This window comes from Pseudomonas sp. TH04, from assembly GCF_016651355.1.
Taxonomy (GTDB): Bacteria; Pseudomonadota; Gammaproteobacteria; order Pseudomonadales; family Pseudomonadaceae; genus Aquipseudomonas; species Aquipseudomonas fluorescens.
The window spans coordinates 395739-420734 of record NZ_JAEKEA010000001.1; the positions used below are offsets into that span (position 1 = coordinate 395739).

A 24996-nucleotide genomic window follows, 5' to 3' on the forward strand; every position below is an offset into this window, starting at 1 on the left:
CTTGAACCCTCGTCAGGTAGAAACGCTTTAAGGCTCGAAGTTATCGACCACCTGGAGTGCCGCATTGGCGCCGTCGTCCAAGCCTCTGGCGAGCGCTTCGGCCATTTCGTTGAGCACCTCAAAGGCTTTGAGCCGCGCGATTTCTTCGGCCTCTATCAGCGCTTCCGTCGGCGTGGGTGGGATATACACGGCGCCCAACGTCGCATTGCTCGCACTCAGTTCGTCCAGGCTGGTGTAGGTGGCTTTCAGTTGGGAGGAAACGCTCGCGTTTTTGCAGTGGATATCGCCCACCACATCGACATTGCCCACGAACCGGGTTTTACCGGTAATGGCCACGTCGCCGTCGATCATGATCGTTTTAGGCGACTGGATCCGAATGCCATCGGGGTTGAGTACGATCGAATGCTCAGCGCATTTCAGCGTGATCGAGGTCGTTGCGGTCACCGTATAGAGATCGGCAGTCACCTTGTGCAGCTCGGCTTGAAGCTGTGAGACGGAGGCCACCGTTCTGTCGATCAGCTTCTTGTCCTCGGAAATTGCTGCGACCTTCTTCCCGATCTTCTCCCAGGCGTAAGTGAACCCGTTACACGAGAGTAAAATGCTCACGCCCGACATATTCACGGTGGTCGCTTTTCCTTGCGCAGTGAGGCTTAGCTTGGCCACGCCCAGGCTCGCCTCCGCCTGGGTTGTGGCGGTCTTGAGTGATGCCGAGAAGGTCGGCGCGTTGGTGAATTCAGCCTTGGCGCCAAGGTTGAGCCAGTTCGGGCCGCCCCAGTTGACACCAGTGTTGAGTTCCCCCGGTGTGGGTTTAGGCTCGGCGGGCGAAGCCGGTACCGGGTTATCCGCGCCCGGGTCGCTGCTATGGGCGGCCGCCGGGTCCCCGGTGCCCATCGACAATGAGTACACGCCGGGCACTTCGTGTTTGAGCGAGGACGATGTCAATTGCATGTGGGCGTTGGTGCGCAGTTGCGCGCCGGCGACTTCGCCATTGCCCAGTGTGAAGACGCTGTTGCCGCCAGGCGCACCCAGCTTCAGATGGGCAGCCCCGGGGTGGTCTTCCATCGCCAGGAAGTGCCCTCCGGCCGTGGAGAAGCCGCTCTGGGTGGCGTTACGCTCAACGACCATGCTCGGGTTTTCCGAGTTTGGTACGCAGCCAACGATAATCGGCCGGTCGGGGTCGCCCCCCAGAAATGACACCAACACTTCACTGCCTTTGAGCAGCGGAAAGTGCATGCCATGGCTGGAACCGGCAGACAACGACACCCTGCGCAGCCATGCCGAACCCCGAGTGCTGGGCTTTTGATCGCGGGTAAATGGAAAGCGCACTTTGTAGCAGCCGTGCTGGTTGAGCAGCGGCTTGCCACTGTCGTCGCCATCCACCACCGCACTCAGTACGCCAAACGCGTTGGGTTTTGGGGTGTCCAGAGGCGGGCGGAACTGCACCTCGGCGGGGATCACCAGGAAGCGTGTCTGGGTATCGCCGGCCAGATTATCCTCGCCTGTCGCGGGCAATGGTTGTTGGCCGCTGTGGTGCACTTCAAGCACTTGATAGGCCGCATTCATGCAAGGCCGCGCATGCCCGGCCAAGGCCATCAAACCGCCGGATCGCAGGCCGGTGACATGGCCGCTGCCCTGGAACAGCCGATGACGGCACCCCAGCGCCTGGGCACGGCGTTGCGCCAACCAGAGGCCCTGAGCGTGACTGCCAAAATGCTCGCCATACACGCCGAACTCGCCGCTGAATGCTGGCGAGGTGGCGGGGGCCTGGGCATTGTCGGCGACGCTGCCGGCGGCCACCGACGCTGTGCTGTGTAGCGCCAGTTGCGCATTGCTCGCGGAAAAATCCTGCAGCACCACCTGCTCCGGTTGCACCACGCTGCGCCGGCTAAAGGTGTGCGCTACCGCCTCAAGCCCGCTGTTCAGTGCGGTGTCCAGGGGCCGGTACCGCACCGGCAGCAATGCCTTGGGTTGGGCGCTGCGATCACTGCAAAAGATCAGGGCTTCCTGCTGCTCCTGCTGCTCGAAGAAGTAGTAGCAACCGCTGTATTCCAACAGGCGCGATAGAAAGTCGAAGCTGGTTTCTTCGTATTGGCAGGTGAAGTTGGCTTGCGTGTGGGGGATGTCGTCGTCGCGCAGGCGCAGGTCAAAATCGAAAGCGGCCGTGCGGGTGCTGTCGGCGCCCTGGCCTTCACGTGTCAGGTCGGCATTTTTGAGGATGTCGCGCAACAGCTCCGGCAGGTTTTTATCCAGCCAGATTTCGCTGAAGCGCTGCTGGCGCAGGCGGGTGATGCGCGGCTCCAGCACCACACGGCAATAGTGGTAGAGATCGTCGGCATCCAACAGCTCCACCGAAGTGACGATGCCGTGGTACGGGTGAGCGGCGCCGAGGGCGTCAAACAGGGTCAGGTGCGCGGGTGCACCGAGCATGGCGTCTTCGTTCAGTAACGGGTTCAGTGAAGCCAGTACGACCTCGAAGCGATAGGGCCGTGACAACACGTCTTCACCCTGCCAGCGAGCGACCAGCAGGGGCTCCAAGGCAAGCCCGTCACTCAGGAAGGTGCACAGAGGTTGCTCGGTCAATGTCATGGTCTGAACTCCTGGTTACCTGCGCAATCGAGTCACGGGGCCACTGTAGGTCGGGCGCGTTTTTTTGGCGCTCGGGTAAAGACCTGATTGTTCAGTTGTTCAAGGCTCTGCCTGAATCATTCTCCGGTCTGCGATTGAGTACCGGGACCTTGCGCCCCGACCAGGGTGAATACCGCCTCACCCTGTTCCAGCGTACGGCCCAGCCAGGTGTTGGTGCCGAGGCGCTGCCAACCGTCACCCAAACGCGTGCCACGTTGTTGGTCTGGTTTTAGGCTCAGCACCAGCCGGCATTTGACCGGGGTGTGCAGGTACAACGCGGTTAAGCGTTCGATACGTTTGTAGAGCGCGGTGCCTGGCATCAGCAGGTGAAAACGCAGGGCGTCCAACGGGCCGACCCGGATGTCCAGGGTGCTGCTGCGGTCGCTGACGTGTTGACCGAGGAGGCTGTCCTGCCCCAGCACATTGCCCTGCAGGCCCAACCGGCAGCGGGACTGGTCATCAATCGGCACTTGGGTCAGCACACAGGGCACGACCTCGACGGGGTCGCCGTCGAGTGTGCTGCTGAGCAGTTGCTCCAGGCCGAGGGCCGAGCGCGGGAACTGGTTGAAGAGGCCGGCGTAGCGCACTAATTGCGGGGCAAGCTGGCGCCACTGCGGGTCGGCATCCGCCAGGCCCACCAGCGAGCGCACCAGGTTGAGACGACCCAGGTCACGACGCTCGCCGATCGCCATCCACAGCCGGTGTTTTTCCCAGGCACGAAACAGCAGCGGGTACAGCGCGGCATGCAAAACGTCGAGAAAATCACGGCCGGCGCTGCGGCCTTGCAGTTGCTCATCGATCAGGTCTTCGGTGTAGAAGGTCGGCAGTGGTGACGTCACGCCGTACAAGCCAAAGAAGCTGGCTTGCAGGTGATAGCGCCCGCTGGCGTCCTGGTCGATGGCTAAAATATCGCTCTCGGGGAACCCCAATCCCAGGCCAGGGCGCACGCGTACACCATCGCTGAACGCGTGATCGTCTGCAAAGCGCAGCCGCAGCAAGCGCAACGCCTGGAAAAAAGCATAGTCGCGCCCGTTGGCCAGCAAGGTGTCCTGGGTCATAGCAGGCGTTGCCGACCGATTTTCGCCGGCCACGCCAGTGTTTCCTGATTAACGCTGTCGTACAGGTTGAGGGCTACGAAGCTGTTGACCGCGACACTGCCGGCAAAGAACTCATCGAGCACCACGCCAAACAGGTAAAGCCCTCCGGCCCCCAGAAAATGATCGCCACGGCACTCCAGGTGGACCACCGTACCTTCGATGGGCAGCCCGTTGATGAAGCGCCGCTCGTGCGTGGCAACGACCTTCTCAATGCCGTTGATACGCCGATTATTGGCGTCCTGCCCACCTTCATCGGCGCTTGGCAAGTAGAGTTTGAGCAGGCTCTTGAGGTAATCGGCGTCGAGCAGTTTGAAGTGGTTGGCATTCAGTTGGGAAAGCATGCGCCACAGCAACCGGTCCTGGTATTTGGGCGGATGGCAGGGGGTGATCCCACGAATGTTGCGCAGCGTGACGCGCGCCGGGGTGTTGTCCATCGGCTGGTTGAGGTCCCCGGGGTGCAGGCTTTCAGGCAGTGGGCCGTCAGTGCACAGCAACGAGATCGACAGGGTGACGTCTTGCGGCGATTGGCGGTCGACATACGGCAGGCTGATGAAGTGCTCGTAATCACGCGGGTCATTGCTGCCCTGGCGAATGCGCAAATTGAACGCATCGCGCTGGTAAATGGTGTGGAAGGGGTTTAAGGTTTTTTCGTTGCCGGTGCCCGAATAGGCGCTGACACTCAGCACCGAATGAATGCGCAGACGTTGGCGTTGGGACTGGTTCGCAGGCTGGATGCGATATTCAGCCTGGCGGTGATCGACCCTGAGTGGGTGAGCGTCCTGGGTGAACAGGTTGACCGCGGGCGTCACCCCGAGCATGAAGCTGTTTTCGGTCAGGGCAGGGGCCCACGACGGCACGTTGTCGAACACCAGCTTTACGCTCATGCGGGTGTGTTCGCCGCGATGGCGCCAACGCTGCAAACCGCTCAAGCGCACGAACAGGAATTTTTCCGGTAACGCGAAATACTCCTGCAAACCCCGGTAGGCCGGGTGTGCTGCATCCGGGTAGGGCAACAATGCGTGCGCCCGATCAAATCCGCACGACTGGATGTGGTTGGCCGACAGCAGCGTTATCGGCTGGCCTTCACCCTGGATGCGTATTTCGCGCACATGCTGGTCCAGCAGGCGGAGCAGGGCACAGGCTTCGCTGAAGGTATCCCCCAGGTAAAAGGTCAGGCTGTCGGCCTTGAAGTCATCGGGCGCGACGGTCAGCGCAAGGTCCAGCACCAGGCTGCGGCGCTCTGCGGTTCCACCGTCCCAGCGCGCACCGGTCAGCGTGACCGGTTCAAGGTCGACCGGCATCGTGCTGCGAAAGCTCGCGCGATGGCCGTCAATGGGCACCGAAGCCACTTCGCAGCCGGTCGCGATAGGTTGTGTCTGCGAAAGCGCTGTTCGCGGCGCGAACTGCAGCAGCGTCATGCACGGCAGCGGCTGCAAATATTGCGGATACAGCAACTGCGCCAGCTCTTGGACAAATTCGGGAAACTCGTCATCCAACCGCTGGCGCACCATGCCTGTCAGGAACGCCACGCCTTCAAGCAGGCGCTCCACATCCGGATCGCTGGCCGAGCCACTGCCCAGCAATGGCGCCAGGGCCGGGTTGCGCTGGGCAAACTCATCGGCCAGATGCCGCAGGTTATTCAGTTCACTTTGGTAGTAGAGGTTCTGCACAAGTCCACCTAGCGCATTGACAGCGAGACACGCCCGTCGCAGGAGACGAGGGTCGATAAGTGGATGGGGATGTCGCGGTCATTGATCGCGACCAATCCGTCGAGCATGAAGCGCAACGACAACACCTCGCGGCCATGTTCGGCCAAGGTGATGCAGGGGGATTTAAGGCGCGGTTCGTAACGCGCAACCATGCGTGTCATGTGCTCGATGATTTGCGCCGTTTCCCCGGTGGCGAAACTGCCGGCCAGGTTGGTGAAGTCGGGCACCCCGAAATCCGGGTCGATTGGCACGCTGCCTTGGCGAGTGTTGAGAATTCGGCTCAGGTGCGCCATCAGTGAGTCCAGCAACACTTCAGCCTGGGTCAGGTGCGAGCGTTCGCTGCCCACTTGCAGGGCACCAATGCGTTCCAGCAGGCGTTTTTCTTTCATCACCGGTCCCTCAAGTACTCAGGATGCCACGGGTGCGGCCATCGCCACGGCCATCGCCACGGCGATGGCCGCAGGGTTCAGCTCTTGTCCAGCTTGCCGACCAGCGACAAAGTGAACGAAGCGCCCATGTATTTGAAATGCGGCCGCACCTTGAGGCTCACGCGGTACCAGCCTGGATCGCCTTCGACGTCGTGCACCGCAATATCCGCCTGGCGCAATGGCCGACGGCTGCGCACGCCCACGGCGGGGTTGTCCATGTCGGCGACGTATTGACGGATCCAGCCATTGAGCTCCGACTCCAGGTCGCCGCGCTCTTTCCAGGTGCCAATGTTTTCGCGCTGGATGACCTTGATGTAGTGAGCCAGGCGACTGACCACGAAGATGTAGGGCAACTGAGTGCCGAGTTTGTAGTTCAACTCCGCTTCCTTGCCTTCTTTGTCATTGCCAAAATACTTGGGTTTCTGACAAGAGTTGGCGGAGAAGAACGCGGCATTGTCGGTGTTCTTGCGCATGGTCAGGGCAATAAAACCTTGCTCGGCCAGCTCGAATTCCCGTCGCTCGGAGATCAGCACATCGGTGGGGATTTTGGTCTGCACCTCACCCATGGCTTCGTAGTTGTAAATCGGCAAGTCACTGACCGTGCCGCCGCCTTGCGGGCCGATGACGTTGGCACACCAGCGATACTGGGCGAAGCTGTCGGACAACCGGCTGGCAAACGCAAAGGCGGCATTGCCCCACAGGAAGTCGTGGTTGCTGGTGTTCACGCTTTCGTTGTAGCGGAACTTCCTGACGGGCACCGTCTCTTCCCCGTAAGGCGTACGCAGCAGGAAGTGCGGCAACGTCAGCCCCACAAACCGCGAGTCTTCGCTCTCGCGAAACGCATTCCACTTGATGAACTGTGGGCCTTCGAACACGGCTTGCAGGTCTTTCAGGTTGGGCAGCTGGGAAAAACTCTCGACGCCAAAAAACTGCGGGCCCGCCGCTGCGATGAAGGGCGTGTGCGACATCGTCGATACGGCAGCGATGGACTGCAGCAGCTTGATGTCCTGCGAGCCAGGGTTGAACTCGTAATTGCCGATGATGGCGCCGAATGGCTGGCCGCCGAACTGTCCGAACTCTGCGCTGTAAACCGCCTTGTAGAGACCCGAGCGCGTGATCTCCGGGGCGTCTTCAAAGTCGTCCAGCAACTTTTGCTTGGACACACTGAGCATTTCCAGGCGGTTGTTTTCACGAAAATCGGTACGGTCGACCAAAAATTTCAACGAACGCCATGACGCTTCGAGTGCCTGGAAACGCTCATCGTGCAAAATAGCGTCGACTTGACGGCACAGCTTGGCGTCCAACGCTGCAATCATGTCGTCGATCAGGTTGGCACTGACTTTTTCTACCGCGCGGCTGGGTTCCAGCAACTGGGCGACAAACGCCTCAAGGCCTTGACGCGTCACCGCGTAGGCCTCGTCGCCAGGTTTTATTCGCGCGGTATGGATCAATTGATCGAGTAGCGAACCCTCCTGGTGCGTGGTAGATACTTGCGTGGCCGGGTTTTGCGTTGCTTCTTGGCTCATGGCTTTACTCCTTTTCCTCAACGCCCAGCTCACCGAGCAAGCGGGCACGCGAACCGTCGTCGCCAATCAATGCCTGTAATTCCTTACGAAAGTCGGGCACGTTGCCCAGTGGGCCTTTCAACGCCTTGAGTGCATCGCGCAGGGCGATCAACCGGCCGAGCTCCGGCACCTGCTCAACCAGGGCGTCCGGTTCAAAGTCACGAATCGATTCGAACTTCAGCGTCACCGCCAGGCGTTCGTCTGGCGTCGCGTTGTCCGAGAGGCGGTTGGCGATGGACAGTTGCAGGCTCAGGTTCTGGCCTTTGAGCACGTCGGTGAAGTTGTCTTTGTCGACGCGAATCGGTTTGAGTTCTTCGACAGGGGTCGGGTCTTCACGCAGGGTGAAGTCCCCGATCACCAGTTGCTTGAGCGGCAGCTCGACCTGTTCCTGGGCATCGCCCGTCGCAGGTTTGTAGACAATATTGACGCGCTCTTTAGGCGCGACGGAACCGTCACTTGCCATGGTGTTTCTCCTCAGTGAGCGACGCGCAGAGGCCGTCGCGTCTTGTCAGGGGTTCAGTCGGTTGGCGCGCAGGCGCTGCGCTTGCGCCAGAAACCATCGAGGTCCAGGCGTGACAGGCGCCGTGACCATTCAGACGAATTGCTGTGCTCAAGCATCATTTCCAGCAGCGGCTTGACCAACTCAGGCTCCCATTGCTCCAGATTGAGCTCGTCGGCGCGGGCCAGCAGGCCTTCGAGCGCGATACGCAGATCGGGGTGGGGGTCGAACCGATAAACCAGCACGCACTGCGAGGCGCTCAGCCTGAAACGATCGCGCGCGCTGGCGGTTTGGGCGATGCAGCGCTGCAGTTCGGCTAGCCCTTCATTCAGCCGACCGTCATTGGCCATGCGCCGAGCGTCTTCGACACAGGCCTCGATAGCATCCTTGGGAGCGGCCACGGGCGTCGTCGGTGCCAGGCTTTCCAGCCACGCGCGGGTGGCACCATCGGCAAAGGGCATGCCGTCGGCAAAGTTCAGCTCAATAACCCCGGGCAAGCGGCTGACCAGCCCGTGCACCTCGTGCGCTACGGCCTGGGCAGCAGCGCACGCACCCGCCTGTAAAAGGGCGGTGTGGCTGATGCGATTAAGGTCGAGCCAAAACGGGTAGCTGCTCAGCCGCCCCTCACAGAAGCGCGCGATATCCAGCGGCTCGGCGATCTGCTGTAAACCCAGGACACTCTCGCGCAGCGTCAGGGGCGGAGAGGGCAGGCGAGTGCTTCGACCCTCGCTGGGAGGAAGCGCTTCGACGGTGATCCAGATTGCCTGGCGATTCAGCCGATAGGTCAAGGGCAGCGCCGGGCGCTGATGCAGACAGTAGGCCTGCACCGGACGCAGCGCCTCGAACACCGTTTCTACGTTGCTGATGATGGCTTCATCATCGTCCAATGCGGTCAACCTCGGGCTGATGACACTGGGCGGGGCGCCGATTGCGAGGTCGGCGAGCGCGGGCTGCGGGGCGGGCGACGCCGAGTCCGGGGCGGGCTGTTGGGTTTGGCTACGGGTTAATTGCTCCAGGCGCCGACGGACTCTGGCAAAGCTCGGGGCCTGGTCGTCCTGCGTGCGCCAGAATGCCTCGATGGCATCCCAGTCGCTGATCAAGCGCTCAGCCGCCGGTGCGTCCAACGATTCGAAAGGCTCTGTCAGCGTCTTGTCCAGCCACTCGATCAGCCATTGCGCCTGATTGCGCCGTGCGCGCAAGCGCGAAGCGGGTGGCGTCAGGGTGTGCCAATAGAGGTCGAGCATTTCTCTGAGCAGGTGGACCCCAGCGCTTAGCCCGGCCATTGCGCGCAACCGCGTCCAGGCACACAGCAGCCATATGGCGACACTGAGGTCTTTACCTTCAGACTTGAGAATGCCCTCGCAGAGTGTCGACAACCGCTGCCAATCCACCGCTTCAAGCGCATGGATATTATTGAGCTTGTCGATCTCTGCCTGAGCCGCAGCAAACGCATCCCCGTCGCGAGGGTTGTGACCCGCCGGGTACTGCTCATTGATGGGACAAGCCCCCAACTGATCCTGGTCACCGTGCATAGTTCGTTTGCCTTCTACTGCCTGCTTAAAGGAGTCGTGCGCAGGCCCGAGGCAATACGCGAAGGGCCTGGGGCTTGACGACTAAGCAGTACCGTAGGGGATGGGGGCGAATCATCCCATCAGGTCAACACCTGAAAGCGCAGGCCAATAGTGCGCTGATTTCGGTCCGACACGGCGCCTCACGTTGGCTTCGTCTTGCCGGTCATCGCTTCGGGTGAAACCACCCACACACTGCAGGGCATTTTGTAGAGCAAATCCTCCACGGTATTGCTTTCCAATCGTTTCATGCCGCCGTGGTTGAGACGGCCCATCACAATGACGTCAATGTCATAGGCATAGGCATAACTGGAAAGCACTTTGGCCGGGCTGCCCATGATCATGCGTTGGTGTTCCGGCGCAATACCGTTGCGGTCGGCGAGCGCTTGAAAGGCCTCGGCCTGTGCGTCGAAGAGGTGCTTGATCTTGCCGGGTGAGAGCAGCATCGACGCATAATCGCAGCCGTACTGTTCAGCACTGCTGGATGAAAACTCGTGCGCATAGATCACATCCAGTTCGGCGTTGCAGGCACTCGCGAGCCTGCCGGCTTCCTGGACGAGCCGATCGTTAAAAGCTTTGTATCGATCATCTCGGTGGAACGGGTTGACCGCCGCGACGATTTTGCGTGGCAAGGCATTGGTCATATGGCTGACAAAGTGCAGGGGCACCGGGCATTCGCACAGCAGATGGATATCCAGTGGCGTAAACATCAGGCGTGAGATCAGCGAGTCATGCTCGACCGCCTTGATGAGCGCCGTTATGCGCTGCACCTTCAGGTGAATGATGATTTGCTGTAACGGCCGTTCCACCCACAGCACCTCGGTGGTGATCGCTACGCCGGTCTCGCGCAGGCTGCAGGCTTGGGCTTCAAGCCATAGACGATGCTGCTCAAGATAGCGTTGGCGCAGCTGCGTCAGCACCGGCTCCTCGAGCATGCTGACCGCCGCCAGCCCTTCCAGGTAATCAAACGCCACAATGTGCAGCGCCGCGCCCGCGGCCTTGGCCAGCGCGGCGGCGCGAGCGAATGCCGGGCTGGTTTGCAGCAGGGGCGAAACGATCAGCATGAAACGCAGTTGCTCAGACATGACAGCACTCCCGTTGATGATCACGCGCTGCAGTGTTCTTCAGGCGTTAACCTGCCGACGCGTGCAGCAGGCTGAAGTGGCAGGTATTTCAGCCGCTTTTTTTGGCCTGGTACATCGCGCTGTCTGCCTGTGCGAGGAACTGTTCAATCCTGACGCCACCCGCAGAAAACAGGCTGATGCCGACGCTGATGTACGTATTGATGCAGTGACCCTCGATCACGAAAGGCTGGTTGATCGCGGCGACCAGCTTTTCAGCCAGGGCTTCGACCTGAGCGGCTTGGTCCATGCCGCTCACGAGAATCGCGAATTCGTCGCCGCTCAAGCGACACACCACGTCGGACCTGCGCACTGACTGGCTAAGACGTTCCGCGACCGCCACCAGTAACTTATCGCCACACGCATGGCCCAGGGTGTCGTTAATGGACTTGAAGCGATCCAGGTCGATGAACATCAACGCCAGGGGCTGTTGTTGCCGAGTGGCTTGGTTGACTGCTTGAGTGAGCAGGCTGAGGAACAGGCTGCGATTGGGCAACCCCGTCAGCGCATCGTGGAAGGCCAGTTGTTGCATGCGGATGCGGTCCTCATCCGCGACCCGGAAGTTGTGCAGGACAGCGATAAAATGCGTCACCACTCCCTGAACATCGAATACCGGGGTAATGACCTGATTGACCTGGCAATTGGAACCGTCCTTGCGGCGCTCGATCAGTTCGCCCTGCCACGTCAGGCCCGCCATGATGGTCATCCAAAGCTCGCGATAAAACGTGGTGGTTTGTCTGCCCGAAGACAACAGATGCGGTGTTTGACCGATCAATTCCGCCTTGGAATAGCCACTCATGAGGCAGAACGCTCTGTTGATCCAGACGATGCACCCCGTCCTCTCGGTGATCAATACCGGGTTGGTCGCAGCGTCCAATGCCCTCACCAATAATTGTTGGTCATTTTCGATCATGGTGCCCTCCGACGGAGCCCGTCACGCGGCAAGCGCTGGTTCAGGCTAGGGCAACGGGCAGGGCGGCGATTGACCAAAGTCAACTTTTGCTGGCGCAAGCTGATAAAGATCAACTGGGTACCGAACCGGAACGCTCAACCTGAAGGCTCATTCACGTCGTGAGATGGCCGCGTGCCGAGGTGCCCCATGTTGCAGACTCAGCGTTTGTTGTTGATTGCCCCTTCCTCCATGACGCGCACAGCGGCGTTTGAGCGTGCCGCTGCCCTGGCACATGCAATGCAATTGCCATTGCATATCGTGGCGTTCGATTATTTGCAGGCACTGGCGGTGGCCGGCCTGTTTGCGCCCGAGCAGATCAGCCGGGCGCGCGAAGGGTTCCTGGAAAACCACCGCAAATGGCTCGCCGAACAAGCTGAATTGATCAGCAAGCACGGGCTGAAGGTCACCAGCGAGGTGGTGTGGGTTCATCATCCTTATGAGGAGATTTTGCATTTCGTCAACGAGATGCCGCTGGCCCTGATCGTCAAGGATGCCGAGCACGTGCCAACGCTCAAGCGCGTGTTTTTCACACCGCTGGACTGGCAATTGCTGCGCGATTGCCCGGTACCGGTACACCTGGTCACCGATGCGTACCCACCATTACCGCGCAAGGTGCTGGTCATCGTCGATGTGCTGCGCAGTGAAGACCAGGATGCGGTGTTTAACGACCAGATTGTGGCGGCTGCCAGCCAGTTGGCCGACCAGTGCCAGGCGCAACTTGACCTGTTGCACGTTTATGACTGGGCCGCGGTATACGCCACCGACATGGGGTACGGCGCAGTCCCCCTGGCCGAGGGGCTGTATGAAGCGCTGAACGAAGCGCAGCACGAAGCGTTTGCGTCCCTGGCCGAGCGTCAGGGCGTGCCACCTGACCGGTGTCACTTCATCGAAGGTTCACCGCTGCTGAGCATCTGCGACTTTGCGCGTACGCACCAGAGTGACGTGATCTTCATGGGCACGGTACAGCATTGGGGGCTGGACAAACTCTTGGGCACTACCGCCGAAAGTCTGCTGCATCAGGCGCCCTGCAGTGTCTGGGCAGTCAAACCGCCGCGGGACTGAAACACGTCGTGTGAAATGAGCCAATCCCTGCATCAGGCGTTCACTGCCCTGGCTGACCGTTACGGAGTACCGCCGCAGCGCCGCGACGTTGTGATGGGCCAGGCGGTCCCGGTGATTGATGAGTTCGTCGAACAGTTCCAGGCCGATGTGGTGGTCATGGGAACCGTTCACCGGTTCGATCTCGACCGCCTGATCGGCAGTCACACAGCGCGCGCGTTGTATTCGGTGCCGGGCAGCATTCTGGCGATCAGCCTAACGCCTTGGACGGCAGTGGGTTTGTTGATAAAGATCAGAGGCCGTGCCGACCAACGCCAGATACTGGGCCGGTACTCAACTCATTTGAACCACGGGACAACCATGAACAAATACCTTTGCACTTCATTGCTGGCACTGTCGTTGGCAATGTCTGCCGGTTGCAGTCATCAACATGCCAAAGAGCTGGAGGCTCGCCTGGATGGCGCGGAAAACAATGCTGCCAGCGCGCGACTGCGGGCGGATGAAGCCTACATCAAGGCTGAAAAAGCCGCGGCGGCAGCTGACCAGGCACAACGGACTGCCGATGAGGCCAATGCGCGGGCTATTCGGATGCTTGAGAAAGCTACCCGCAAATAAGCATCTCTGCCTGGTTTGAACCGGGACCGACTGAAACAGGGCAGGCGTATTCATGGGCACTGACTCCATGCCTGCCACCGATCACCCGACTATTTCCCGGCGCGCCCCGCGATGAGCCGTTGGCCTGAACATCGCGGGGCGGGCGATCACAAGTGCAGGCGATGAATGACCTGGCGGGAATCTTCCGGATCATGGTGTGTCTCGAACCCCAAGGCACTGGCCAGATCGCGCATTGCGGTGTTTTCGGCGGAATCGACCGAGTACATCTGGGTAAAGCCATTCCTGCGTGCCGCCTGGATCAAATGCTTCATGAGGTGTGTGCCTAACCCCAGGTGCGTCCATTCATCGGCGACGGTGATCGCGCACTCACACGTCTGTTTGCCGGTGGCCGCATAACGGCTGACGCCGATCTCGATCAATTCGCCGTTTTCATGGGTGAGCGCGACATAGGCCATGCGTTGTGCGTTATCGGTGTCCATCAACTGATCGAGCATTGCTGTACTCGGTTCATTGATCTGCGCGAGAAAGCGCATATGTCGCGACTCGGGAGACAGGCGCTGGATAAACGCGTACTCGCGATCACGATCTTTTTCCGTCAGCGGGCGGATCAGTACGTGGCGACCGTCTTTGAGCGATTCGATCCAATACTGGCCGGCCACTTTGGCGTAGATATCGACGGCGCGGTCGTTGTGTGCTTTGATAGTTTGCATGGGGTGATCCTCCATCCGGTTCCGATCGGCGCGCCGTGAATTAACCGCGCGGGCCATTCCTTTTACGTCGATGGCGCGGCGTGATGCTGATCTGGATCAGCAACCCGTGAGGCGGGCGCGTAAAGTCGTAGTAGGCGCGTCAACGCACCAGGACGATTGCGCCGTTGAATCCACCGGCGCGCAGCTGCGCCAGGGCCTGATGGGCATCGTCGAGCGCAAAGCAGGTGACATCCCAGTGCAAGGGGGTGTGCTGTTGCTCTGTGAAGAACGCGGTACCGTCGCCTCGTGAGGTTGGCCACCGAACGAATGCTGCGCTCGCCCACAGCAGCCGGTAAGGAGCGTCAGAGCGTGACAGGGCGATGGCAGCCTGCGACGAGTTGCTTGAGGCCTTCCATGTCCTTGATCTTGACGTTCCGGGCGGCGATATCCACCAGGCCCTGGTCGCGCAGGTGCGCGATGCCCCGGCAGATGGTCTCCAGGCGGAGCCCGAGGTAGGAGCCCATTTCTTCGCGGCGCATTTTCAGGACGAAGTCCCTGGAGGAATAACCACGCGCGTTCAAACGTTGCGACAGGTTAAGCAGGAAGGCGGCAAGGCGCTCATCCGAGTTCATATTGCCCATCAGCATGAGCATGGTGTGATCCCGGACAATTTCCCGGCTCAACAAGCGATTGAGATTGTGTTGCAGCGACGGCAGGCTCTGCGCAAGTTTCTCCAGTTGTGCAAAGTGAATGGGGCAGACTTCGCTGTCTTCCAAGGCAAACGCGCTGCAGGCATGTTCGTCGGCACTGATCGCGTCCAGGCCGAGCATCTCGCCGGGGATTTGAAAACCGGTGACCTGCTCGCGCCCATCGACTGACACCAAGCAGGTCTTGAATGAACCAATTCGCACGGCGTAAAGCGAGCGCAAAGGGTCGCCGGCGCGGTACAGCGCTGCGCCTTTTTTGACCTTGAAACGCTGCACGATCAGCTTATCCAGGCGTTCAACTTCATCACCGGAAAGGCCGATTGGCAGGCAAAGCTCAAGCACACTGCATTGTGAGCAGGCTGACTTGAGGCTCTGGACCTGGAGTGCACGGGTTTCGGGCATGGGTGTTGCTCCACCTGGGTATCCCCTGAGCTTAGGAGCAGGGTGCGTAACCGGGCACTCAATTTACGTCTTATCAGCGGCAAAACGACCAGTGGAGGAAAAAGCTGTACGAATGGATTGTCGTTGCATAGGTCTTGCGTGCATTTGGATAGTGGCCCTGTCCAACACTCATTCATTTGGATACAGCGGCGTCTTGGCTAGTTGATGTAAATCAACAGCTGAACGTTTCAGGCTCCCACAATCGTTCGAGGCAAATTTGCTTTGTGCATTGGGTGGAGACCTTCATGGGCGACTTTCTGAGTCAAGAAGAACTGAGCGGGCTGGATGCCTATTGGCGGGCCTCCAATTATCTGGCAGTCGGACAGATTTACCTGAAAGACAACCCTTTGCTGAAGGTGCCGCTGAGCCTGGCGCACATCAAACCGCGGTTGCTGGGGCACTGGGGCACCACGCCGGGGCTCAACCTGATCTACACGCACCTGAACCGGTTGATCAACCAGTACGACCTGAACATGCTGTTTGTGGCCGGCCCAGGCCATGGCGGGCCGGCGGTGGTCGCACAGACTTACCTGGAAGGCACCTTTACCGAGTGCTGGCCGGCGGTGGAGCAAAACACCAACGGGCTGTTGCGGCTGTTTCGGCAATTTTCATGGCCCTATGGAATTTCCAGCCATGTTTCGGCGCTGGTCCCAGGTTCGATCCACGAGGGGGGCGAACTGGGCTACTGCCTGGCCCATGCCTATGGCGCCGCGTTTGATAACCCGGACCTGATCGTCGCCTGCGTGATCGGCGACGGCGAGGCGGAAACCGGTCCACTGGCCGCCAGTTGGCACGCCAACAAATTCATCAACCCGGTGCGTGACGGGGCGGTCCTGCCGATCCTGCACCTCAACGGCTATAAAATCGCCAATCCTACGGTGCTGTCCAGAATCAGCGAAGACGAGCTGTCAGCCCTGATGTATGGCTATGGCTACGATGTGTATTTCGTTGAAGGTGATGACCCGGCACAGGTGCATCAAGCCTTGGCGCGCACGCTGCACACGATGGTGCTGAAGATTCGTGAGGTTCAGCACACGGCGCGTCAGCCGTGGCGCGCCGAAGCGCCAGAACGGCCGCTGTGGCCGATGCTGGTGTTGCGCACCCCCAAAGGCTGGACCGGCCCGACGTTTGTCGATGGCCATCGGGTCGAGGGCACGTGGCGCGCCCATCAAGTGCCACTGGCCAGCTTTGAACAGCCGGCTCACCTGCAGCAACTTGAGGATTGGCTGAACAGCTACCGACCCGCCGAGCTGTTCGATGCCAACGGCGCCGTGCTGCCCGAGATTGCTGCACTGGCCCCCACCGGCCACCGGCGCATGAGTGCCAACCCCCATGCCAATGGTGGGCAGTTATTGCAGGCGCTCGACTTGCCACAGTTTGCCGATTACGCCGTAAAAGTGGAGGTTCCTGGCAGCCTGCGTGCCGAAGCGACTCGGGTGCTGGGGCATTTTTTGCGCGATGTGATGAAAAACAATCGCAGCACTGGCAACTTCCGCCTGTTCGGCCCGGATGAAACCGCCTCCAATCGACTGGAGGCGGTCTACGACGTCAGCGCCAAGATGTGGATGGACCCGCTGGAGGCCGATGACCTGAACCTGGCGGCCGATGGCCGGGTCATGGAGATCCTCAGTGAGCACCTTTGCGAGGGATGGCTTGAAGGGTATGTGCTGACGGGGCGCCACGGCCTGCTGTCCTGTTACGAGGCCTTCATCCACATCGTCGATTCGATGATCAACCAGCACGCCAAGTGGCTGAAAACCGCTGCTGACGTGCCGTGGCGCAAACCTGTGGCCTCGCTCAACCTGCTGCTGACGTCCCATGTGTGGCGCCAGGATCATAATGGCTTCTCCCATCAGGACCCGGGCTTTATCGACCTGGTGGCGAACAAGAAATCCGACGTGGCGCGTATCTACCTGCCCCCCGATGCCAACTGCCTGCTGTCGGTGGCTGACCACTGCCTGCGCAGCCGCAATTACATCAATGTGATCGTTGCCGGCAAGCAACCGGAGTGGCAGTGGCTGGATATCGATGCCGCCCGGCGCCATTGCCAGGAGGGCATCGGCCGCTGGGCCTGGGCGTGTCGGGATGATGAGGAGCCGGACGTGGTCATGGCCTGTGCCGGCGACGTGCCGACCCTGGAAACCCTGGCGGCCGTGACCTTGTTGCGCGAGTCCGTACCGGACCTGCGGGTGAGGGTGGTGAATGTCGTGGACCTGATGGTGCTGCAACCCGCCTCGCAACATCCCCATGGCCTGTCGGATAGCGCGTTCGATGCACTGTTCACCGTCGATAAACCGGTGATATTTGCCTTTCACGGGTATCCGGCGCTGATCCATCGACTGCTGTACAAACGCACCAACCATGGCAATTTCCATGTGCGCGGCTTCAAGGAGGAGGGGGCTACCACCACCCCGTTCGACATGGTGGTGATCAACAATCTGGACCGCTACCAGTTGGCACTGGATGTGGTCGAACGCGTGCCCAGGTTGCAGGCGCAGCGACCCCTCGCGCAGTCGCGCTACTGGGCGATGATGGAGAAGCACAAGCTCTACTTGATCGAGCACGGCGAAGACATGCCGCAGGTGTTGAAGTGGCAATGGACGCCGGCGCCGTCGTGAAAGAAGGCGCTACTTGTGCTTCCAGTACTTCTGCATTTCAAGGAACAGGAACGACGCCGTCCAGGTGATCAGTACCAGGCCGGTGAGGGCTTGCAGACCGGTCAGGTACTTGAGGTTGCCTTCGGGAGTAATGTCGCCAAAACCGATGGTGGTGTAGGTCGTGAACGAAAAGTACACGCAGTCCATGAAGGAACCATCAAAATTGCCCTTCAAGTGCCCCCATGCACCGGAGCGCGTCATCAGGTAATAAGCCAGCGCGAAGCACCACACTTCGATGGCGTGGGCCAGCAGGGCGCCCAGCACACCCGCCACCACCCTGAATCGGTTCGAAATTTTGAGCCTGGGCAGCCAGTCATTCAATCGCAACAGGCATTCGTAATGGATGACCACCGCCATGATGACCACCAGCGTGTTGATCAGCGTGACAACCAGCATGGCGAGGCTCCGGGGGATTGACGCGGTCAGGCGATCAGCAGGTGATCCTCAACCCGCATGACACCCGGAACGGACCAGGCCGCACGCTCGGCAAGCTTGCGCTCGCGCCACACGTGAACCTTGCCTTCGAGCCTGACCACATCACCGTCCACTCGGACGAAAACGTTCTTGTCATCGATTTCGGCATTGCGCTTGAGGGCCTCTTCGATGCGCTGGCGGATATCGGTCACCTCGGCATTCGGGCGCAAGGCCAGCCGGTTGTTCACGCCGACCACGCCGGATAATTCATGCACCGCACGCTCCAGGGTTTCCTTCTGGTATTGCCAGTCCACGTCGCCGTCCAGGGTGATCCAGCCTTTTTGTACAGTGACTTTAATGTCGTTCTGAGGAACGTCGGCGCTCCAGTCGATGATGTTCAAGACTCGCTCGGCAAGGGTGTCGTCCGCCGTACCGGCGTGTTTGTCCAGCCGCACCTGAATTTCCTGCGCAATGGCCCGCACCCCTTTGACGCCCTTTGCCGCGCGCTCGGCATTGACTTTCTGGGGGTAACTGCTGACGTGGCCGGACAGCGTGACAATGCCGTTTTCCACCGATACCCCAATACTGGCGGCGTTGATCTCCGGATGAAATTCGAGTTCTTCCATTACGCTTTTACGCAGGCTCAGGTCGCTCATGATGTTGTCCTCGGTCGAGTTCGATGGGTATCACAGGCAGTCAGGCCCGGTCCGTGTGTTCTACGCCTGGGCGACGGAAAGTCATTGAGCTAAATCAACAAGCCAGGTGTGAGCGGCAACCGGCCGGCTGCACGGTATTTAGTTGATAAAAATCAGCGCCTGCCTTGGGTTGAACCCAATACTGAACAGACAGCGCCGCAGGGAGCCCGACCGCGACATCGGGTTTGCAGTCGAGCGCACCGCCGTTGTCAGGAGACCGCTGTAATGCCCACACTCAACCGTATTTTATTAATCGCCCCGACCGAAATGGCCCGTACTCCGGCGTTCGACCGTGCGCAGGCGCTGGCCTGTGCCACCGGAGCGTTATTGCACATAGTGGCGTTTGATTACGTCCAGGCCCTGGCGGTGGCCGGCCTGTTCGACCATGACGCCATGGCACGCGCGCGCGAGGGTTATTTACAGGTGCATCGGCACTGGCTTGAGCAGCAGGCACGCCTTGCGGGGGGCCAGGTGACCAGCGAGGTGGTTTGGGCCAAAGCCAGCCTGGAGCATGTGCTTGAGTACGTGAATGACTTCCATGCAGACCTTGTGGTCAAGGATATCCACCACGTGCCCGCACTCCGTCGGGCCTTTCATCAACCACTGGACTGGCACTTACTGCGTGACTGCCGCTCGCACCTGCATCTGGTGACCGAAGCCAGGCACCCAAGGCCCGTGAAAATACTCGCGACCATCGACCTGTCCCACCTTGAACAGTTGACCCATGGGGTCAATGAGCGAGTGCTTGACCTGGCGTCCACACTGGCGGCCTCTTGCGGTGCCAGGTTACACCTGCTGAGTGTGAGTAATTGGTCGGTGGTGGGGGAGCGGTCGATGAGTGTGCCCACGCTGACCCTGGACGACAGCCTCAGAGACGCGGTCAATGACGCGCAGGTCGAGGCATTCGAGACGCTTGCATCACGTTATGGCATTGAAGAGAACCACCGGTATCTGCTCACGGGAGTCCCTCATGCGGTGATTGAACGGTTTGCCGAGCAGAATGCGTTCGATATCGTGGTACTGGGTGCGGCCCATTCCCGTGGTGGCGGCCGGTTCAGCGGCAGCACCAGCGAACGTGTGCTCAACCACCCACCGTGCAGCTTGATGATTGTGCAGCCACTGGTCTGATCCACGCGTACAAAAAAACCTGGCCGGGTAACCGGCTAGGGGCTTAGCAATGCGACGGGCCTGGGTTCAAGTCTTCGCAGGCTGCCAGTCGGCTGGCTTGGAGCGAGAGGAAGGATGCGGGCGCAATGTGCAGATCGATGCCATGGCGAAGTCTCCACAACACAGGCGAACGTGTGCTGGGCACTAAACCACCGCGCCAAACAACGCCCCCACGGCGGCGGTAATGCCCATGGCCAACGCTCCCCACAGCGTCACGCGCCAAGCGCCTATGATGATTTTTGCCCCGCCGGCCTTGGCCGCAATGGCGCCAAGGCCGGCAAGAAAGACCAGCGACATGCCGGATATCCACGGGACTACGCTGTGGGACGGGGCGCCGAAAATGACCGCCAGGGGCAAGGCGGCACCGAGCACGAAGCTGGCGGCCGAGGCCAGCGCTGCTTGCAGCGGTTTGGCCGCGAGTGCTGCGCTGATGCCGAGCTCGTCTCGCGCGTGTGCGCCCAGTGCATCGTGTGCCATTAATTGATCGGCGACCTGATGGGCCAGCTCGGGCGATACCCCACGGTGCATGTAGATATGGGCAAGCTCGCTGTGCTCGGCTTTCGGGTTGCTGTCCAGCTCCGCCCGCTCCCGAGACAAGTCAGCCCGCTCGGTATCGGCTTGGGAGTGCACGGAAACATATTCACCCGCCGCCATGGACATCGCGCCCGCCACCAGCCCGGCAATGCCGGTAACGATCAGTGTGGAGTGGCTGGCGTTGGCGGCAGCGACGCCGATCAACAGGCTGGCCGTGGAGACGATCCCATCATTGGCCCCCAGGACAGCGGCGCGCAGCCAGCCGATCCGGTCACTGCGGTGATGCTCGGTGTGCCGGTGCATGAATTTCATGGTTTGATGGCGCTCAGGTTATTCACGGGTTTGGATTGGCGGCTCAAGCCTGCGCTTGCAGGGTGCCGCCTACAATCGAAATTTCTGTTAGTTCGTCACCGTCGCGCAGCACGAACAGTGCGTCCATCCCGCGTTCCTGTGCCAGGCGTGGGCCTTCAACTTCACCCAGCACCATCAGTGCCGTGGCCCAGGCATCAGCGAGCATGCACGAGCCCGCCACGACGGTAACCGCTGCGAGCGCGTTGCGCAGCGGTGCGCCGGTGACGGGGTTCATGGTGTGGGCGCAGGATTGCCCACTCATCTCCACCCAGTGGCGGTAGTCCCCGGACGTGGCGATGGCGGCGTCGACGAGTTCCATTACGCCCATGACTTGCCGCACGCCCCGGCAGGGTTTTTCAATGGCCACGATCCAGGGTTGGGCATCTGGCTTCATGCCCCGGGCGCGCATTTCGCCGTCAATGCCGACCAGGTAGCGGGTGATGTTTGACGCTTCCAGGCAACGGGCCAGTTCATCGACGCCAAAGCCTTTTGCGATGCCGTTCAAATCCAGGTTCAGCGGCGCCCGTTTGCGCACCCGATTGCGTTGCGAGTCCACCACCAGCGCCGCGCTGGCGGAGAGTCGCGCGCGTGGCAGTGGCATCGTGAGTGCTTGCGCGGTGATCGTCTGTTCGCCGGGGCCGAAGCCCCAGGCTTGCACCAGATCGCCGACGGCAATGTCGAAGGCTCCGCCGGATTGCTGGCTGACCCGTAACGCAGCGGCCAGCACCGTGCTCAGTTCCTTGGGCACTGGCAGCCATTCCTGCTCGGCGGCTGCGTTGAGGCGGTTGAGGTCAGAGTCGGCTTTCCAGGTAGACATTTGCCGGTCTACCCGGCTCACAGCGTGGGCCAGGCGCTGGCCGATTTCGTCGGTGTCGATGCCCGCCGCCGCATAGAACACCGCGGTGTAGCGGGTGCCCATGGTCTCGCCGTTCAGGTTGTAGCGCTGCACATCAGTAGACATCTTCACGGTAGCGTCCTTGTGCCTTGAGGGTCAGTACGCTCAGGTTCAGCGGAGCCAATATTTCATCCAGGGCCTGCATCACGCCTTTGGCCATTTCACGACTGCCGCAGACCAGCACCTGGGCGCCTTTTTCCACCAGGCGGCGCAAGGACAGTGCATCACTGCGCAGCCGGTCCTGGACGTAGCCACCGTTCTGTACCTGGGAAAAAGCCGCGCGCAATGCGGTAAGTCGCTGGTCTGCCAGGTAGCGGTTAAGTTCAGGCTCGTACAGAAAGTCCGAGGCCGGGTTGCGCCCGCCCCAATACAAATGCATCGGGTGGCGGGCAGTGTTGTTGCGAATGAAGCCCGCCAGCGGGCCAATGCCGGTACCGGCACCGATCAGGATCACCGGGTGTGCCCCCGACGCAGGACGAAACTGTGGGTTGGGCTGGATAAAGGCTTCGACCGAAGCGCCGAGGTCCAGGCCATGCAGGAGTTGCGAGCAGAGGCCTCCTTGGTGTTTGCGTACGCAAATCTCGAGCACGCCGTCCGTGGAACTGCTGGCCAGTGAATAAAAACGCGGTACCGGGCTATTCGCCGGGATAATCCCTACCAGGTCTCCTGCCTGGAAGCCCGGTAGCTCGCTGTGCGCCTTGAAGCGCAGGACGTGGGTTGGCGCATTCACTTCTTCGCCATAAACGATGCGCTCGGCCAGCTCCAGTTGATAGGTGCGCGGGGGCTCCGGTGTATGGGCCAGGGCCAAGTCATGCCCCAGTGCTGTGGCCAGGGCGTGGCCCCAGCGCGCAAATTCCTGGGAAGACTGGCGGTTGACGGTTTCCAGCCCCAGCAACGGTGAGGCACCGGCCAGTTCCAGCGCGGCCTGCACCCGATGGGCATACTGACAGAACTGTGGAAACTGGCGGTCCCCAAACCCCAGTACTGCAAAGGGCAGGCCGGGTTTGACGCCCTTGTGGTTCAGCCGTGCCAGAAACTGCGCGGCCGACGCCGGTGCATCGCCATCACCGTGGGTCGCGGTGAGGATCAACAGTCTCTGGGCGTTGCGGTACTCGCCTTTCCATTCATTCATCGGCGCGCTGTGCACGTGGTGCCCAGCCTGATGCAAGGCCGCATGTAACGTGTTGGCAAACCCCCATGTGGTGTTGTTTTCAGTGCCTACCAGAATCACGCTGTCGGCCGAGTGAGCGGGGCTGTTGTGGCGAATGTTCGGACCGGCTTTGCGACGGCGCCACCAGAGCAGGATGCCGGTCACGCTCATCAATGGCACACAGAGGGCACAGAGCCCGAGTGGCAAGCCCAGCCACCAGAGGCCTTCTGCGGTGTGGAGCTGATAGACCCATTGGTAGACGGTGTGCATGGAGTCGTGGGGTTGATAGGACAGCAGGGCGCCGCTGACCGGGTCTACGTAGCCAACACCCTGGGCCGTGCGCAACGAGAACACATCGTTTGGGTTGCCCGGGCTCGGGTAGACCAGTTCGCGCAGGTCATTCAGGTCGATGGCCTGCAAGGCCTGCAGGTTCGCCACCGGTAACGCCGGGCCGGCGCTGAGGTGGGTGGGGAAGGCCGGTTCACCCTGGCTGCCATCGGCGATCAAGCCGAAGGTCGTGGCGGCCATGTACAGCCCGCTTACGGCCGACAGCAGCAGCCCGAGCAAAGCCAGGCGCCCGACTTCCGCATGCCAGCGTTGGCTGAACGTGCCGCGCAGTGGCCGCAGCAGGTTGCGCCAGCCACCCAGGCGCCGGGCCAGCAGCAACGCGCCGGACACTGCCAGGATCAACATGAACAACGCACCGACGCCCGACACGCCATGGCCCGGTGTGCCCATGAACAGCGCGCGGTGCAAGTCTTTCACCCAGCGGGTGAAGGTGGACGGCGCGTAGGGCGCGAGGCCCTGGCCGGTCAGTGGGTCAACCGTTTCCGCCCCGGACTGGCCATCGCGGTTGTAGTAGACGATGACCGTGCCGGAGGCGGTGCGCTGGATTTGCTCCACGCCTGGAAAGTGATGTGCGACGCCTTCCGCCAACTGGCCGACATTAAGCTGGCCGGCAGCGGTGGACGTGTTGTGCAGGCGTTCGAGCGCCGGATCAACCGACAATACCGCGCCACTGATGGCCAATATCATGACCAACAGGGCGGCGATCAGACCGGGCAGCGAATGAAACTGGCGAAGCATGTTCAGCCTCCTGAAGGGGTGGGTGCTACAGGTCGTAAGTAAACGCGTTGACGTAAGTGCTGCCGGTTGCCGGCTTGCCTGATCCTTGGGTGGTCAGGGGGACGCTGATGTCGGCTCGTCCTTCACGCTGGTTCTCCACGGCGCTGTCGATTCGGATCTGATACCCGGCATCAATCAAGGTGTCAGCCAATTCAACACTGACTTTGAGGGTGCGTCCGCTGCCCACACTGGCACCGCTCACCCCATCAAACTCCCTGGGGTTCTGGCCGCTGCCGCGGGCCCAGTCAGTCAAATGCCGGTAGTACTTGGCCTTCTTGCCGGCGACCCACAGGGTTTTCTGGTACTGGCCGTTGGCATCGGTGAGGTAAATCGCCAGGTACGCATCGTTACCGTTGTAGTCCTTGAGCTGGGTCGTCAGGGTCACTTCACGGGCCTGGGCCAGCCCCGGCAAGGCAATGGCGCCGGCGAGGCAGGTTGCAGCGATGAATTTTTTCATGAGGATGTCCTGGTTGAGCGTTGTAGCGAGAGCCTGGACTTGCTGGCTGACAACAACCTGAAAGCCCGGGGAGAAATCGAAATGCTCATTCAGCACCCGGGCTGACGAGGTAGTCCCGGGCATCGCCGTCGTCGCCGAAATTGACGTGCAACGTGCGCAGACGTAGGGAGGCGGGTGCATAACGCGCCTCGATGGCGTTGCCCCTGCGGTCAGTGCCCCTGAGCGTGTAGCAACCGTCGTCGACCTTGATGCGCTGCACGCTCCAGCTGTATTGCTGCTCTACGCGTTGACGCAAGGTCTCTCGCGGTTGCCAATCGCTGACGGGCTCGCTGCAGTCGTCATCGGCCTGCACGCTACCGCTGAGCAACAGGCTCAACAGCGCGGTACGTGCAATAAATGCGGTTTTCATGATCTGTCTCCTGCCGGATAGGCCTCTGTGGCCTACCCTAAGGGGCATTCCTGACAACCAGCTGAAT

Annotated in this window: 22 protein-coding genes and 2 pseudogenes; 5 read left to right on the plus strand and 19 right to left on the minus strand. The window is 60.8% G+C overall.

The window, feature by feature from the left end:
• Window positions 1–27: 27 nt before the first annotated feature.
• The 9 genes from JFT85_RS01660 to JFT85_RS01700 all read right to left on the minus strand — a co-directional run bounded on the left by JFT85_RS01660 (window position 28) and on the right by JFT85_RS01700 (window position 11525).
• On the minus strand, window positions 28–2586 hold the full coding sequence (locus JFT85_RS01660; protein WP_201228962.1) for a type VI secretion system Vgr family protein: 2559 nt from the start codon (window positions 2584–2586) through the stop codon (window positions 28–30).
• 116 nt (window positions 2587–2702) lie between these two features.
• Window positions 2703–3716 carry a type VI secretion system baseplate subunit TssG gene (tssG, locus tag JFT85_RS01665; RefSeq protein ID WP_073637519.1) on the minus strand — a complete coding sequence of 338 codons (1014 nt, stop codon included), beginning with the start codon at window positions 3714–3716 and terminating at the stop codon, window positions 2703–2705.
• Window positions 3680–5392 carry a type VI secretion system baseplate subunit TssF gene (tssF, locus tag JFT85_RS01670; protein WP_201228964.1) on the minus strand — a complete coding sequence of 571 codons (1713 nt, stop codon included), beginning with the start codon at window positions 5390–5392 and terminating at the stop codon, window positions 3680–3682. Before tssF ends, tssG begins: the two co-directional genes overlap by 37 nt.
• An 8-nt stretch (window positions 5393–5400) precedes the next feature.
• Window positions 5401–5820 (minus strand): type VI secretion system baseplate subunit TssE, encoded by a 420-nt coding sequence (gene tssE, locus JFT85_RS01675; RefSeq protein WP_053256094.1) that lies wholly within the window; start codon window positions 5818–5820, stop codon window positions 5401–5403.
• Window positions 5821–5897: 77 nt separating this feature from the next.
• Window positions 5898–7385: a type VI secretion system contractile sheath large subunit gene (gene tssC, locus JFT85_RS01680; RefSeq protein ID WP_053256093.1), complete on the minus strand. Its 1488-nt coding sequence runs from the start codon at window positions 7383–7385 to the stop codon at window positions 5898–5900.
• A 4-nt stretch (window positions 7386–7389) separates the two neighbouring features.
• Window positions 7390–7887 carry a type VI secretion system contractile sheath small subunit gene (tssB, locus tag JFT85_RS01685; protein WP_053256092.1) on the minus strand — a complete coding sequence of 166 codons (498 nt, stop codon included), beginning with the start codon at window positions 7885–7887 and terminating at the stop codon, window positions 7390–7392.
• Between the two features lie 53 nt (window positions 7888–7940).
• Complete coding sequence (gene tssA / locus JFT85_RS01690) at window positions 7941–9455, minus strand: type VI secretion system protein TssA (protein WP_201228973.1); 1515 nt, start codon at window positions 9453–9455, stop codon at window positions 7941–7943.
• A gap of 179 nt (window positions 9456–9634) precedes the next feature.
• Window positions 9635–10576 (minus strand): universal stress protein, encoded by a 942-nt coding sequence (locus JFT85_RS01695; protein WP_201230860.1) that lies wholly within the window; start codon window positions 10574–10576, stop codon window positions 9635–9637.
• An 88-nt stretch (window positions 10577–10664) separates the two neighbouring features.
• On the minus strand, window positions 10665–11525 hold the full coding sequence (locus JFT85_RS01700; RefSeq protein WP_201228982.1) for a diguanylate cyclase domain-containing protein: 861 nt from the start codon (window positions 11523–11525) through the stop codon (window positions 10665–10667).
• Window positions 11526–11711: 186 nt separating this feature from the next.
• On the opposite strand from JFT85_RS01700, the gene JFT85_RS01705 reads away from it, so the two are divergent.
• The 3 genes and pseudogenes from JFT85_RS01705 to JFT85_RS01715 all read left to right on the plus strand — a co-directional run bounded on the left by JFT85_RS01705 (window position 11712) and on the right by JFT85_RS01715 (window position 13238).
• The gene (locus tag JFT85_RS01705; protein ID WP_078828331.1) at window positions 11712–12626 is read left to right on the plus strand and encodes a universal stress protein; all 915 of its coding nucleotides are present in this window, start codon (window positions 11712–11714) and stop codon (window positions 12624–12626) included.
• Window positions 12627–12638: 12 nt separating this feature from the next.
• Window positions 12639–12875, plus strand: a pseudogene (locus tag JFT85_RS01710) (universal stress protein); the annotation flags it as partial.
• A 108-nt stretch (window positions 12876–12983) separates the two neighbouring features.
• Window positions 12984–13238 (plus strand): Lpp/OprI family alanine-zipper lipoprotein, encoded by a 255-nt coding sequence (locus JFT85_RS01715; protein WP_053256518.1) that lies wholly within the window; start codon window positions 12984–12986, stop codon window positions 13236–13238.
• A 146-nt stretch (window positions 13239–13384) separates the two neighbouring features.
• On the opposite strand, the gene JFT85_RS01720 is transcribed toward JFT85_RS01715, so the two are convergent.
• The 3 genes and pseudogenes from JFT85_RS01720 to fnr all read right to left on the minus strand — a co-directional run bounded on the left by JFT85_RS01720 (window position 13385) and on the right by fnr (window position 15036).
• Window positions 13385–13948, minus strand: a complete 564-nt coding sequence (locus JFT85_RS01720; protein WP_201228984.1) for a GNAT family N-acetyltransferase — start codon at window positions 13946–13948, stop codon at window positions 13385–13387.
• Between the two features lie 139 nt (window positions 13949–14087).
• A pseudogene (locus JFT85_RS28580) lies at window positions 14088–14285 on the minus strand (alcohol dehydrogenase); the annotation flags it as partial.
• A gap of 4 nt (window positions 14286–14289) precedes the next feature.
• Window positions 14290–15036, minus strand: coding sequence for a fumarate/nitrate reduction transcriptional regulator Fnr (fnr, locus tag JFT85_RS01730; RefSeq protein WP_053256085.1), 747 nt, complete (start codon window positions 15034–15036; stop codon window positions 14290–14292).
• Window positions 15037–15320: 284 nt separating this feature from the next.
• Here fnr and JFT85_RS01735 point away from each other — a divergent pair, with 284 nt between their 5' ends.
• Window positions 15321–17693, plus strand: coding sequence for a phosphoketolase family protein (locus JFT85_RS01735; protein ID WP_187601730.1), 2373 nt, complete (start codon window positions 15321–15323; stop codon window positions 17691–17693).
• 9 nt (window positions 17694–17702) lie between these two features.
• On the opposite strand, the gene JFT85_RS01740 is transcribed toward JFT85_RS01735, so the two are convergent.
• Entirely contained in the window at window positions 17703–18128 is a 426-nt protein-coding gene (locus JFT85_RS01740; protein ID WP_069551604.1) for a potassium channel family protein, read from the minus strand.
• Between the two features lie 26 nt (window positions 18129–18154).
• Window positions 18155–18802 carry a BON domain-containing protein gene (locus JFT85_RS01745; protein WP_201228988.1) on the minus strand — a complete coding sequence of 216 codons (648 nt, stop codon included), beginning with the start codon at window positions 18800–18802 and terminating at the stop codon, window positions 18155–18157.
• A gap of 264 nt (window positions 18803–19066) precedes the next feature.
• Between JFT85_RS01745 and JFT85_RS01750 the strand changes: the two genes are divergently transcribed.
• Window positions 19067–19969 (plus strand): universal stress protein, encoded by a 903-nt coding sequence (locus JFT85_RS01750; protein ID WP_201228990.1) that lies wholly within the window; start codon window positions 19067–19069, stop codon window positions 19967–19969.
• Window positions 19970–20152: 183 nt separating this feature from the next.
• Here JFT85_RS01750 and JFT85_RS01755 read toward each other — a convergent pair whose 3' ends face one another.
• From JFT85_RS01755 to JFT85_RS01775, 5 genes are all read right to left on the minus strand, one after another.
• Window positions 20153–20854, minus strand: a complete 702-nt coding sequence (locus tag JFT85_RS01755; RefSeq protein WP_053256080.1) for a VIT1/CCC1 transporter family protein — start codon at window positions 20852–20854, stop codon at window positions 20153–20155.
• A gap of 43 nt (window positions 20855–20897) precedes the next feature.
• Window positions 20898–21854, minus strand: coding sequence for an FAD:protein FMN transferase (locus JFT85_RS01760; RefSeq protein ID WP_064452428.1), 957 nt, complete (start codon window positions 21852–21854; stop codon window positions 20898–20900).
• The gene (locus tag JFT85_RS01765; RefSeq protein ID WP_053256078.1) at window positions 21844–24024 is read right to left on the minus strand and encodes a PepSY domain-containing protein; all 2181 of its coding nucleotides are present in this window, start codon (window positions 24022–24024) and stop codon (window positions 21844–21846) included. The genes JFT85_RS01760 and JFT85_RS01765 overlap by 11 nt, the downstream gene beginning before the upstream one ends.
• A 25-nt stretch (window positions 24025–24049) precedes the next feature.
• Window positions 24050–24520, minus strand: coding sequence for a DUF2271 domain-containing protein (locus JFT85_RS01770; RefSeq protein WP_053256077.1), 471 nt, complete (start codon window positions 24518–24520; stop codon window positions 24050–24052).
• A gap of 85 nt (window positions 24521–24605) precedes the next feature.
• A complete protein-coding gene (locus JFT85_RS01775) occupies window positions 24606–24929 on the minus strand; it encodes a PepSY domain-containing protein (RefSeq protein WP_201228992.1) in 324 nt (107 codons plus the stop codon).
• Between the last annotated feature and the right edge of the window lie 67 nt (window positions 24930–24996).

Excerpts from the sequence above, each read along its gene's own strand:
- JFT85_RS01660 (WP_201228962.1), bottom strand. The coding sequence starts at position 2,586 with ATGACATTGACCGAGCAACCTCTGTGCACCTTCCTGAGTGACGGGCTT.
- tssE (WP_053256094.1), bottom strand. The coding sequence starts at position 5,820 with ATGAAAGAAAAACGCCTGCTGGAACGCATTGGTGCCCTGCAAGTGGGC.
- tssC (WP_053256093.1), bottom strand. The coding sequence starts at position 7,385 with ATGAGCCAAGAAGCAACGCAAAACCCGGCCACGCAAGTATCTACCACG.
- tssB (WP_053256092.1), bottom strand. The coding sequence starts at position 7,887 with ATGGCAAGTGACGGTTCCGTCGCGCCTAAAGAGCGCGTCAATATTGTC.
- tssA (WP_201228973.1), bottom strand. The coding sequence starts at position 9,455 with ATGCACGGTGACCAGGATCAGTTGGGGGCTTGTCCCATCAATGAGCAG.
- JFT85_RS01695 (WP_201230860.1), bottom strand. The coding sequence starts at position 10,576 with ATGTCTGAGCAACTGCGTTTCATGCTGATCGTTTCGCCCCTGCTGCAA.
- JFT85_RS01700 (WP_201228982.1), bottom strand. The coding sequence starts at position 11,525 with ATGATCGAAAATGACCAACAATTATTGGTGAGGGCATTGGACGCTGCG.
- JFT85_RS01705 (WP_078828331.1), top strand. The coding sequence starts at position 11,712 with ATGTTGCAGACTCAGCGTTTGTTGTTGATTGCCCCTTCCTCCATGACG.
- JFT85_RS01715 (WP_053256518.1), top strand. The coding sequence starts at position 12,984 with ATGAACAAATACCTTTGCACTTCATTGCTGGCACTGTCGTTGGCAATG.
- JFT85_RS01720 (WP_201228984.1), bottom strand. The coding sequence starts at position 13,948 with ATGCAAACTATCAAAGCACACAACGACCGCGCCGTCGATATCTACGCC.
- fnr (WP_053256085.1), bottom strand. The coding sequence starts at position 15,036 with ATGCCCGAAACCCGTGCACTCCAGGTCCAGAGCCTCAAGTCAGCCTGC.
- JFT85_RS01735 (WP_187601730.1), top strand. The coding sequence starts at position 15,321 with ATGGGCGACTTTCTGAGTCAAGAAGAACTGAGCGGGCTGGATGCCTAT.
- JFT85_RS01740 (WP_069551604.1), bottom strand. The coding sequence starts at position 18,128 with ATGCTGGTTGTCACGCTGATCAACACGCTGGTGGTCATCATGGCGGTG.
- JFT85_RS01745 (WP_201228988.1), bottom strand. The coding sequence starts at position 18,802 with ATGAGCGACCTGAGCCTGCGTAAAAGCGTAATGGAAGAACTCGAATTT.
- JFT85_RS01750 (WP_201228990.1), top strand. The coding sequence starts at position 19,067 with ATGCCCACACTCAACCGTATTTTATTAATCGCCCCGACCGAAATGGCC.
- JFT85_RS01755 (WP_053256080.1), bottom strand. The coding sequence starts at position 20,854 with ATGAAATTCATGCACCGGCACACCGAGCATCACCGCAGTGACCGGATC.
- JFT85_RS01760 (WP_064452428.1), bottom strand. The coding sequence starts at position 21,854 with ATGTCTACTGATGTGCAGCGCTACAACCTGAACGGCGAGACCATGGGC.
- JFT85_RS01765 (WP_053256078.1), bottom strand. The coding sequence starts at position 24,024 with ATGCTTCGCCAGTTTCATTCGCTGCCCGGTCTGATCGCCGCCCTGTTG.
- JFT85_RS01770 (WP_053256077.1), bottom strand. The coding sequence starts at position 24,520 with ATGAAAAAATTCATCGCTGCAACCTGCCTCGCCGGCGCCATTGCCTTG.
- JFT85_RS01775 (WP_201228992.1), bottom strand. The coding sequence starts at position 24,929 with ATGAAAACCGCATTTATTGCACGTACCGCGCTGTTGAGCCTGTTGCTC.